Source organism: Nocardia sichangensis (genome assembly GCF_047200615.1).
GTDB lineage: Bacteria > Actinomycetota > Actinomycetes > Mycobacteriales > Mycobacteriaceae > Nocardia > Nocardia sichangensis.
This window is the reverse complement of sequence record NZ_JBJZOK010000067.1, coordinates 1-9,545: the sequence shown is the minus strand read 5'-3', so window position 1 is coordinate 9,545 and position 9,545 is coordinate 1. Positions and strand designations below refer to the sequence as shown.

General features: G+C 69.3%; 12 protein-coding genes. 5 read left to right on the top strand and 7 right to left on the bottom strand.

Annotated features, from left to right (window positions below; all coding sequences use genetic code 11):
• Positions 1–203 precede the first annotated feature (203 nt).
• From nhaA to ACL03I_RS38735, 3 genes are read left to right on the top strand one after another with little or no spacing between them, the layout of a single operon-like run.
• Entirely contained in the window at positions 204–1,508 is a 1,305-nt protein-coding gene (nhaA, locus tag ACL03I_RS38745; RefSeq protein WP_355078671.1) for a Na+/H+ antiporter NhaA, read from the top strand.
• A 33-nt stretch (positions 1,509–1,541) separates the two neighbouring features.
• A complete protein-coding gene (locus ACL03I_RS38740; RefSeq protein ID WP_355078672.1) occupies positions 1,542–2,048 on the top strand; it encodes a phage holin family protein in 507 nt (168 codons plus the stop codon).
• Positions 2,049–2,093: 45 nt separating this feature from the next.
• Positions 2,094–3,029 carry an alpha/beta fold hydrolase gene (locus ACL03I_RS38735; RefSeq protein WP_355078673.1) on the top strand — a complete coding sequence of 312 codons (936 nt, stop codon included), beginning with the start codon at positions 2,094–2,096 and terminating at the stop codon, positions 3,027–3,029.
• A 184-nt stretch (positions 3,030–3,213) separates the two neighbouring features.
• Here ACL03I_RS38735 and ACL03I_RS38730 read toward each other — a convergent pair whose 3' ends face one another.
• From ACL03I_RS38730 to nth, 4 genes are all read right to left on the bottom strand, one after another.
• Positions 3,214–4,407: a MarP family serine protease gene (locus ACL03I_RS38730; protein ID WP_355078674.1), complete on the bottom strand. Its 1,194-nt coding sequence runs from the start codon at positions 4,405–4,407 to the stop codon at positions 3,214–3,216.
• Positions 4,404–5,120 carry an NUDIX hydrolase gene (locus ACL03I_RS38725; protein ID WP_355078675.1) on the bottom strand — a complete coding sequence of 239 codons (717 nt, stop codon included), beginning with the start codon at positions 5,118–5,120 and terminating at the stop codon, positions 4,404–4,406. The genes ACL03I_RS38730 and ACL03I_RS38725 overlap by 4 nt, the downstream gene beginning before the upstream one ends.
• 85 nt (positions 5,121–5,205) lie before the next feature.
• A complete protein-coding gene (locus ACL03I_RS38720) occupies positions 5,206–5,850 on the bottom strand; it encodes a TlpA family protein disulfide reductase (protein WP_412808553.1) in 645 nt (214 codons plus the stop codon).
• Entirely contained in the window at positions 5,847–6,548 is a 702-nt protein-coding gene (gene nth, locus ACL03I_RS38715; protein ID WP_355078736.1) for an endonuclease III, read from the bottom strand. The genes ACL03I_RS38720 and nth overlap by 4 nt, the downstream gene beginning before the upstream one ends.
• Positions 6,549–6,771: 223 nt before the next feature.
• Between nth and ACL03I_RS38710 the strand changes: the two genes are divergently transcribed.
• Positions 6,772–7,014, top strand: coding sequence for a hypothetical protein (locus tag ACL03I_RS38710; protein ID WP_067799616.1), 243 nt, complete (start codon positions 6,772–6,774; stop codon positions 7,012–7,014).
• 132 nt (positions 7,015–7,146) lie between these two features.
• The gene (locus ACL03I_RS38705; protein ID WP_039794544.1) at positions 7,147–7,821 is read left to right on the top strand and encodes a Crp/Fnr family transcriptional regulator; all 675 of its coding nucleotides are present in this window, start codon (positions 7,147–7,149) and stop codon (positions 7,819–7,821) included.
• Between the two features lie 63 nt (positions 7,822–7,884).
• Here ACL03I_RS38705 and ACL03I_RS38700 read toward each other — a convergent pair whose 3' ends face one another.
• From ACL03I_RS38700 to ACL03I_RS38690, 3 genes are read right to left on the bottom strand one after another with little or no spacing between them, the layout of a single operon-like run.
• On the bottom strand, positions 7,885–8,676 hold the full coding sequence (locus ACL03I_RS38700) for an MBL fold metallo-hydrolase (RefSeq protein WP_356963457.1): 792 nt from the start codon (positions 8,674–8,676) through the stop codon (positions 7,885–7,887).
• A gap of 39 nt (positions 8,677–8,715) precedes the next feature.
• A complete protein-coding gene (locus ACL03I_RS38695) occupies positions 8,716–9,174 on the bottom strand; it encodes a RidA family protein (protein ID WP_355078678.1) in 459 nt (152 codons plus the stop codon).
• 17 nt (positions 9,175–9,191) lie between these two features.
• Positions 9,192–9,353 carry a DUF4177 domain-containing protein gene (locus ACL03I_RS38690; RefSeq protein WP_085994820.1) on the bottom strand — a complete coding sequence of 54 codons (162 nt, stop codon included), beginning with the start codon at positions 9,351–9,353 and terminating at the stop codon, positions 9,192–9,194.
• Positions 9,354–9,545: the final 192 nt, after the last annotated feature.

Sequence of the window (9,545 nt, the reverse complement as noted above, 5' to 3'; positions counted from 1 at the left end):
GCGTCTTCGAGGCGATCCGGGCGGGCAAGGGCTGATCACACAGCGCTGAGCGCGGCCGGTGCCGGGACCCGGTACCGGCCGCACCCGTTAAGATTGCGTCAGGTGTGCCGGGAAGTCTGGTCGGCGAGTGGTCGCGCACCCGTTCAGCCGACGCCGGTGGGTGCCGCGTCCGCGCCGCCCGACCACCGGCCGAAAGGTTTCCCGTGATCACGCGAGTGCGCTCGGAACTGTCCCGCTACCTCCGCACGGAAACCTTCGGCGGCGCACTCCTCCTGATCGCGGCGGCCGGAGCGTTGCTGTGGGTGAACTCGCCGTGGGGAGCCAGTTATCTGACGATCACCGAGACGGTCGTCGCGATACCGCCGCTGCATCTGGAACTGACCCTGGCCGAGTGGACCGAGGACGGTCTGCTCGCGGTGTTCTTCTTCGTCGCAGGCCTGGAGCTCAAACGCGAACTGGTCGTCGGCGAACTCGCCGACCGCAGACGCGCCACTCTGCCGGTCATCGCGGCGATCGGCGGTGTGGTGACGCCCGCGCTGATCGCGGCGGTGGTCGGGTTCGGGATCCCCGGCATGGACCGTGGCTGGGCCATCCCCGTCGCCACCGACATCGCGTTCGCGCTCGCCGTCCTGGCGCTGACCGGTTCACGCATCCCTACGGGCGCGCGGGTCTTCCTCCTCAGCCTGGCCGTGGTCGACGACCTGATGGCCATCGTCCTGATCGCGGTGCTGTTCACCACGACGGTGTCGCTGCTGTGGCTGCTCGTCGCCGCCGGATGCTTCGCCGGGTGGGCATCGGGGCAACGCGCGCGAATCCGCACTCCGTTGCTCTACGTGCCGCTGGCGTTGGTGTCCTGGTACGCGCTGCACGAGGCGGGCATCCATCCCACCCTGGCGGGCGTCGCCCTCGGCCTGCTCACCCGGGTGCGTGCGGATCCCGGTGAATCCGAAGCGCCTGCCACCCGGCTCGAGCACATCTTCCAGCCGGTCTCCGCCGGGTTGTGCGTTCCGCTGTTCGCCCTGTTCGCCTCCGGAGTCCCGTTGAATCCCACGGTCTTCGGTGAGTTGTTCACCGACCGGCTCGCGCTGGCCGTGATTCTCGGCCTGCTGGTGGGCAAACCGCTCGGGATTTTCGGGATGAGCTGGGTGGCAATCCGGTTGGGCGTCGCGACGCGGCCCAGCGGACTCGGCTGGCGGGACATGTTCGCCCTCTCGGTGCTCGGCGCGATCGGCTTCACGGTTAGCCTTCTCGTGGCGGAACTCGCGCTCGCCGATGTCGCGGACGGGTCGGCCGTCGAGTTGGCGAAGGCCGCTGTGTTGGTGACATCAATGGCGGCGTCGCTCGCCGGTTCGGCGCTACTGTTGCGGCGTGGGCGTGTCCACCAGGCTCGGCGGGACGCCCGTGCGCTACAACGTGAACAATACGGCGGCGCGAGCGATCCGCCCGGAGGCGGTAGCCTGCGTGACCACGGAGGGCACCGGGAGCACCGCCGATCGAACGGGAGTTGAAGCAGTGCCGGGACAGGGAGAAGGGTCGACCAAGTGAGTTTCAACCACGGCGGTAACGGGAGCGACGCGGAGCGCGGTCGTACGGTCACCTCCATTCCCCTCACGGATGCCGATCCGCTCGGCAACGCCAGTTTCGGGACGCTGGTGCGCGACGCCGCCGAGCAGATGTCGACCCTGGTCCGCGCCGAGGTCGAACTGGCCAAGGCCGAGGTCACCGGCGAGATCAAGAAGGGCCTGCAGGGCAGCGTCTACTTCATCCTCGCGCTCACCGTGCTGCTGTTCAGCACGTTCTTCTTTTTCTTCTTCCTCGGCGAACTGCTCGACGTGTGGCTGGCGCGCTGGGCGGCCTTCCTGATCGTCTTCCTGCTCATGGTCGTCGCCACCGCGGTACTGGCGTTCCTCGGCTACCGGCGGGTGAAGAAACTGCGCGCGCCGGAGAAGACGATCGATTCGCTCAAGCAGGCGCGCACGGTGCTGCCGCACGGCTTGGGCGCGTCCGCGCACGAGGACCGCCTCGCCCTGGAGAAGCAGACTTCCTAGGCGCGCGTGCGCGAGCCGGTACGGCGGCTACTAGGCTCGATCGGCGTGTCGGCGAACTTGCTCCCGGATCCGTCCAGCGTCCGTTACGACGGACCGTGGACGCATAGGGACGTGCACGCCAACGGCATCCGCTTCCACGTCGTGGACGCGGCGCCCGAACGGTCCGACGCACCGCTGGTCGTGTTGCTGCACGGCTTCGGCGACTTCTGGTGGTCCTGGCGGCACCAACTGACCGGCCTGGCCGAGCTCGGCTACCGCACCGTGGCCGTCGACCTGCGCGGCTACGGCGACAGCGACAAGCCGCCGCGCGGTTACGACGGCTGGACGCTCGCCGGTGACGTCGCCGGGCTGATCCGGGCACTGGGCTACACCGAGGCGACGCTCGCCGGGCACGCCGAGGGTGGTCTGGTCTGCTGGACCACGGCGGTGCTGCATCCGCGCTTGGTTCGCTCGATCGCGCTGGTGGGCTCGCCGCATCCGTCGGCGTTGAAAAGCTCCGTGCTGCGCAACCGCCGCCAGCGCGCGGCCTGGCTGCCGAACTTCCTTCGCTACCAGCTCCCCCGGTACGGCGAGCACTTGTTGACCACCGCCGACGGCTTCGAAGTGGAACGGCTGCTGCGCCAACGGGTCAGCGCGGGTTGGGCGAACACCGCCGAATTCGTCGACACCGCACAGCGGATGCGGTCGGCGATCCGGATCCCCGGCGCCGCGCATTGCGCACTGGAGTACCAGCGCTGGGCCTTCCGCAGCCAGTGGCGTCCGGACGGCCGCCGGTTCATGGCGACCATGCGCCAACCCATCCGCATCCCCGTCCTGGCCATGCGCGGCGAGCTGGACCCGTACGTACTGCCGGGAACCTTCCGCCGCGACCTCCATCTCTCGCCGGAACGGCGGCTGGCCGGTATCCCGGCGGCCGGGCACTTCGCCCACCAGGAGAACCCGGACGCCGTGACGAAGGAACTGGTCAAACTCCTCGGCTGAACGCTTCGCGTTCCGGCCCGGCCACGGGTTCGCGGCCGGGTCTCGGTTCGATGAAAGCGCGTACCCACACCGATCCCGCGCTTCCGCCTTCCCAAGTCGCGACCAAGCCCTGCAGCGGAACGAGTTCCGCGACATCGGAATACCACGGCTCCGTTCCGGTGGTACGGCCGACCCGCGTCGCGGATCAGCTCAGCACACAGGCCCCCGTGGCCACCGGCCCATCGGAACGCTGCGAAGCTTCGAGTTCGGAGCGGACTTCGTTGAGCGTCAGCACATAACCGGTGTCGTTGTCGGTCACCGCGGCGCCGAAGACGACCCCGAGCACCTGCCCTTCGGTATCCACCAGCGGCCCACCGGAATTGCCCGCCTGGACGAGCCCGCGGACGGTGTACACCTCACGCTTCACCGTTCCGTCGCGGTAGATGTTCGGGCCGGTCAGATCCAGAGTCTCGCGGATCCGGGCCGCGCTCGCGGTGTACCGGCCACCGCCCGGGTAGCCGAGCACGATGGCGCTGTCGCCGGTACGCGCGGGCGACGGCGCCTGCGGCACGACCGGAGCGGTGAGTCCGGGTACCGAGAGCACCGCGACGTCGGTGAACGGGTCGAACAGCACCACCGAAGCGGGCAGCGAGCCGTAGGCGGTGTCCACGTCGACGCTCGTCGTCCCCGCGACGACGTGAGCGTTGGTCATCACGCGCTCCGGGGCGATCACGAAGCCCGAGCCCTCCAGCGCCCGCTGGCAACTCGGCGCGACACCGCGGATCCGCAGCACGCTCTGCTGCAGCGAGGCGGCGACCGGGCTGGCCAGCACGCTCGGATCCGGTGGTTCCACCGCGGCGATCGGCGCCCGCCCGAACGGCCCGATCACGTCCGGCAGACCGGAGGTGTTGAGCAGCTTGGAGAATTCGTTGGGCAGCTTGCGCAGCCAGTTCGGCGCGACGTCGTTGACGTCGGCCAGCACCCGCGAGCCGTTGATCGCGGTCGCGATGGCCGGCTGTGACGAGGTGGCCAGCGGCAGTGCCAGCAACCACGCGGTGACCAGCACGGCGACCGCCTGCAGCCCCGCGCCGACCACGCTGTCCACGCTGCGCGTGAAGGGATGACGCATGCCGCTGCGCGCCGCGCGCCCGAGCACCATGCCCGCGACTTCACCGACGATCACCAGCACCACGATGAGCAGCACGCCGGTGAGCACCCTGGTGCGGCCCTCGTCGACGTGCACCAGGATGTGCGGCGCGATCAGGATGCCCGCGACCGCGCCGAGCACCACGCCGAGGAAGGCGAGCGCGGAGGCCACCGCGCCCTGCCGCCAGCCCGAAGAAGCGGCGAGCAGGGCCAGTAGCACGACGGCGATGTCGAGCCAGGCCGACGAACTCATAACGTCATCCCCACGGCGGCGAGTGCGGTCTGCAGATCACGGACGTCCGCGTGGTCCCACTCGCGATCCCAGCCCGCGGCCTTGCTGATCCCGGCGAGGATGCCGCCGGTGAGGCCCCAGACCAGCATCCCGTCCACCTGGAACGCCGGGCTCTGATAACCGAGGGGGCTGCGAACCAGGAAGCGGTTGGCCGGATCCAGCAGCTGCGCGAGCGGCACGCGCACGACCCGCTCGGTCTCGCTCCGGTCGACCACCTGCACCGCACCCGGCGTACGCCAGTACGCGAGCACCGGCGTCACGTCGAAACGAGAGACCGGCACGAACAGCTTGGGTTGTACCGCGAACGGTTCCACGCCGGAACGGTCGAGGCCGGTTTCCTCGCACGCCTCCCGCAGCGCGGTATCGATCGGCCCGGCATCGCCCGGGTCCGCGGCGCCGCCAGGGAAGGCCACCTGGCCGCGATGCTGACGCAGGGTGGAGGCGCGCTGGGTGAGCAGCACCTCCGCGTCGGCGGGCAGTCCGCCGGGGGCGTCCGGGTCGGGCTCCGGCGAGCCGCCGAACAGCACGAGCACCGCCGCTTGACGCGGCTTCGAGGTCACGGTCATGGCGCGGCGCAGCGCACGCGCCCTGGTCGCGGTGTCGGCGCTGTCGAGGGCCGGTTCGGCCGAGCGGGTCAGCCAGTTCGGGATGCCGGGGGGCATTTCGATGGTCATCGCGCACCTCCCCCGCGCATTCGCCCACCGACCCGCGTGCACGCCCGCACCGTCACCTCCACCATTGATTCGTCCACCCGCATCGTCATGCGGCCACTCCGAGCTTGCCCGCGACGGTATTCGCGATGTCATCCACCCCGTCGAAAGCGCGCACCTCGACGTCGGCTATCGAGCCATCGGCACGCACAAGCACCGAGATCGGCAGCACAGAGGGGGCGCCGACGACCGTGCGCACTCGCGCGTCGGCATCGAGCACGCCGGGCAATCTCACGTCCAGTCCGCGCAGACGGGACAGTGCCTTGGCCTCATCAGGGTCGCTGTGCACGGTCAGCACCGTAATCGCGTTTCCGGCGCGTTGGGCGTATTGCTGCAAATACGGCAACTCTCTGGCGCACGGTGCGCACCAGTAGGCCCAGAGATTCAGCAGGGCGGGCTTGCCCGCCAGCGCGGCGGCCAGGTCGACCGGTTCGCCGTCCGCCAGACATCCCAGCGTTATCCCGGCCAGCGGACCGTTGCCGGGGGCCGCGCCGCTCGGGCAATCGGGCAGATGGGCGGCGGCGCGCAGGTCATCGGAGACGCCGGAGGCAACGGGAGCCTGGTGTTGCTCCTCGCTCCGGTCGTCGCCGCGCGGCCACACCGCGACCGCCAGCGCGACCACGACGATCAGACCGGCAAGTGCCCAGCGCCACGCATGTCCCGCACTCCTTCGGCCCGAGGGCTCAGAACTCACCGGCCCACCAGCTCGAGCAGATGCTCCCGCTCCGGCCCCTTCACCAGCTTGGCCGCGGCCTCCGGATCGGTCGGCCCGATCCCGAACGACGGACAGTCTTTGACCAGGACGCACGCACCGCACGCCGGCTTGCGGGAATGGCAGACGCGCCGTCCGTGGAAGATCACCCGGTGCGACAGCATCGTCCATTCCTTGCGCTCGATCAGCGCGCCGACGATGTGCTCGACTTTGACCGGGTCCTCCTCGTCGGTCCATCCCCACCGGCGCACCAGGCGACCGAAATGGGTGTCGACCGTGATGCCGGGGACCCCGAACGCGTTACCGAGGATGACGTTGGCGGTCTTGCGCCCGATGCCGGGGAGCTGGACCAGTTCGGTCAGGGTGTGAGGCAATTCACCGTCGTGACGTTCCAGCAGCGCTTGGCCGAGTCCGATCAGGGAGGAGGTCTTGTTCCGGTAGAACCCGGTCGGCCGGATGTATTCCTCCAGCTCCGCGCGATTTGCCTCGGCGTAGGCCCGCGCGTCCGGGTAACGGGCGAACACCGCGGGCGTGGTGAGATTCACGCGCTCGTCGGTGCATTGTGCCGAAAGTATTGTCGCCACCGCCAATTCCAGCGGTGTGGTGAAATCCAGCTCGCAGTGCGCGTCGGGGAAGGCGGTCGCCAGTTCACGGTTCATCCGGCGCGCGCGGCGGACCAGCCCGAGCCGGGTTTCCGCCTGTCGTGCCCTGGTTTTCCGATTCGGAGCCGCGGCGGCGACCGGCGGCGTTCCGGAGGGCTCGGAGCCGGGCGGAAGCCCGTTCCCGGAGGCGGTGGAGGGGGAGACGCGCACGCGTCCACCATACGGAATCGGCAGACAACGTTGTCCTTCCAGTTCAGTTGCCGTGTTCCATCTGAGACCTCGACCGTGTTTACTGCTCGTCATGCAAGGACTCGCTGTGGTGCTCTTCCCAGTGGTGCTGATGCTGTTCGCACTGGGTATGGAGCGGGTCGAGAACCGGCTCCGCAAGCTTCTCGAACCCGACGAAGAGGTTCAGCAGTACCTGGACAAGGCAAGCAACGCCGAGGTGAAGGAGCTGACCAAACTCGGTCTGCCCGCCGCCGTCGCCCGGATGCGCAAGCGCCGCTCCCGCGGCGATGAGATGGACGTGGCCCGCGCCAGCTGACGCGGCGCAAGTGTCGCGCAATCCACTCGTTACGTGGTGTCCGTCACTACGCTGTAGTGAGGCCGCGTAGACTGCGCTGTTGGCCGAGTCGCTTCGGTCCGGTACAGAGCCATTTCCCTAAGGAGCACATTCGTGGACGAGGCCCTCGCCAGAGCAGGCATCTTCCAGGGCGTCGAGCCCACTGCGGTGGCCGCCCTCGCCAAGCAACTTCAGCCGGTTGATTTCCCGCGCGGTCATGTCATCTTCAACGAGGGTGAGCCGGGTGACCGGCTGTACATCATCACGTCCGGCAAGGTGAAGATCGGACGCCGTTCGCCCGATGGGCGCGAGAATCTGCTGACCATCATGGGCCCGTCCGACATGTTCGGCGAGCTGTCCATCTTCGACCCAGGTCCGCGCACTTCCACCGCCACCACGGTGACCGAGGTGCGCGCGGTGACGATGGACCGCGACGCCCTCAAGACCTGGATCGACCAGCGGCCCGAGATCGCCGAGCAACTGCTCCGCGTCCTCGCCCGCCGCCTGCGCCGGACCAACAACAACCTGGCCGACCTGATCTTCACCGACGTGCCCGGCCGCGTCGCCAAGGCGCTGTTGCAGCTCGCACAGCGCTTCGGCACGCAGGAAGCCGGCGCGCTGCGGGTCACCCACGACCTGACCCAGGAGGAGATCGCCCAGCTGGTCGGCGCCTCCCGCGAGACCGTGAACAAGGCGCTCGCCGACTTCGCGCATCGCGGCTGGCTGCGGCTGGAGGGCAAGAGCGTGCTCATCTCCGACTCCGAGCGCCTGGCCCGCCGCGCTCGGTAACACGCCCCGAACGACGAACGCCGGGTTCAGCGCTCCACTGAACCCGGCGTTCCGTTGTTCCTGTCAGCCGTGCACGCGCAGGTAGTCCAGCTGCGCCTGCACCGAACTGCGCGCCGCGGGCCACAGCCGCTCGTCCACATCGGCGTACACGCGCCGTACGACCGCCATCGCGTCCGCATCCGAACCGAGCACCCGCAACGCTTCCCGCACCTGGCCGAGGCGCTCGTGCCGATGGGCGATGTAGTAGCGGGCCACCGGTTCGAGATCAGGATGATCCGGGCCGTGCGCGGGCAGCAACGCCTTGCCCTTGCCCGCTTCCAGCAGCCGGTCCAGCGAGGACAGATAGTCGGCCAGCGCACCACTGCCTGACCCGAGCACGGTGGTGCCAGCGCCGAGGATGGTGTCGCCGGTCAGCACCGCGTCATCGAGGACGAAACTGACCGAGTCGTCGGTGTGGCCCGGCGTTTCCAGCACGGTGATCCGCAGGCCCGCGGCCTCGATCACCTCGCCGTCGGCGAAGGCGGCAGCCGAGCCGCGCAGAAAGCCGGAATCCTTGGCGCGCACGGATGTCCCGGTCAGTTCGACCAGATGATCGATCCCGCCGGTGTGGTCGTGGTGGTGGTGGGTGATCAAGGTGAGAGCGACCCGGCCACCGGTGGCCTCGGCGATCGCGGCGCTGTGCGACTCGTCCTTCGGACCCGGGTCCACCACCACACAGTCCGACCGGCCCGCCGCCCGCAGGATCCAGGTGTTGGTTCCCTCCAGGGTCATCTGTCCCGGATTGTCGGCGAGCAGCACCGCCGCCGTCTCGGTGACCTGTCGGAGCTGCCCGTAGGCGGGGTGTGTCAACGTCATCGCAAAACCTCGGATAGAAACGGAGCCGACAGTTCCGGTCTAGCGCACCTCGGCGATCAGTTCGACTTCGACCGGAGTATTCCGGGGAAGTTCGGAGACGCCGACGGCCGAGCGCGCGTGCTTGCCCGCGTCACCGAAGACCTGACCGAGGAACTCCGACGCACCGTTGATCACCACCGGCTGATCGCCGAATCCGGGTGCCGAAGCCACGAATCCGACCACCTTGACGATCCGCACCACCGCGTCCAGCCCGACCAGGTCGTGCACCGCGGCCAGCGCGTTGAGCGCGCACAGCCGAGCCGCTTCCTTGGCCGCCTCCACCGAAACCTCCGCGCCGACCTTGCCGACCGCCGACAGCTCGCCGTTCACGAACGGCAGCTGACCGGAGGTATAGACGAGCGACCCGGTGCGGATCGCGGGAATATAGGCCGCGACCGGTGCCACGACCGGGGGCAGGGTGATTCCGAGCTCGGCGAGGTTCTTCTCCCACTGGGTCACTGCGTCACCCTCCTTCGCTACTTGGGCCGCTTGAGATAGGCGACGTGCTGCTCACCGGTAGGGCCGGGCAGCACGGTGACCAGCTCCCAGCCGTCGGCGCCCCACTGATCGAGAATCTGCTTCGTCGCATGCGTCAGCAGCGGCACGGTCGCGTACTCCCACAAGGTCGTATCACTCATGTGCGAGAGCGTAGCTCTGTCTGATTGCCGCGACTTCGTCGCGGCGTGTTCGCGGCCCCCTTGTGGGGGGGGGGGGGGGGGGCCCCCCCCGGGGGGGGGGGGGGGGGGCGGGGGGGCCCCCCCCCCCCCCGCGGCCGCCCCCCGGCCAAGGGCGGGGGCCGCGCGCGCGGGACACGGGGGTGGGGGGGGGGG

What these genes read in the sequence shown, in the direction of transcription:
- ACL03I_RS38730 (WP_355078674.1), bottom strand. Translation starts at nt 4,407, where the DNA reads ATGAGTTCGTCGGCCTGGCTCGACATCGCCGTCGTGCTACTGGCCCTG.
- ACL03I_RS38725 (WP_355078675.1), bottom strand. Translation starts at nt 5,120, where the DNA reads ATGACCATCGAAATGCCCCCCGGCATCCCGAACTGGCTGACCCGCTCG.
- ACL03I_RS38710 (WP_067799616.1), top strand. Translation starts at nt 6,772, where the DNA reads ATGCAAGGACTCGCTGTGGTGCTCTTCCCAGTGGTGCTGATGCTGTTC.
- ACL03I_RS38700 (WP_356963457.1), bottom strand. Translation starts at nt 8,676, where the DNA reads ATGACGTTGACACACCCCGCCTACGGGCAGCTCCGACAGGTCACCGAG.
- ACL03I_RS38690 (WP_085994820.1), bottom strand. Translation starts at nt 9,353, where the DNA reads ATGAGTGATACGACCTTGTGGGAGTACGCGACCGTGCCGCTGCTGACG.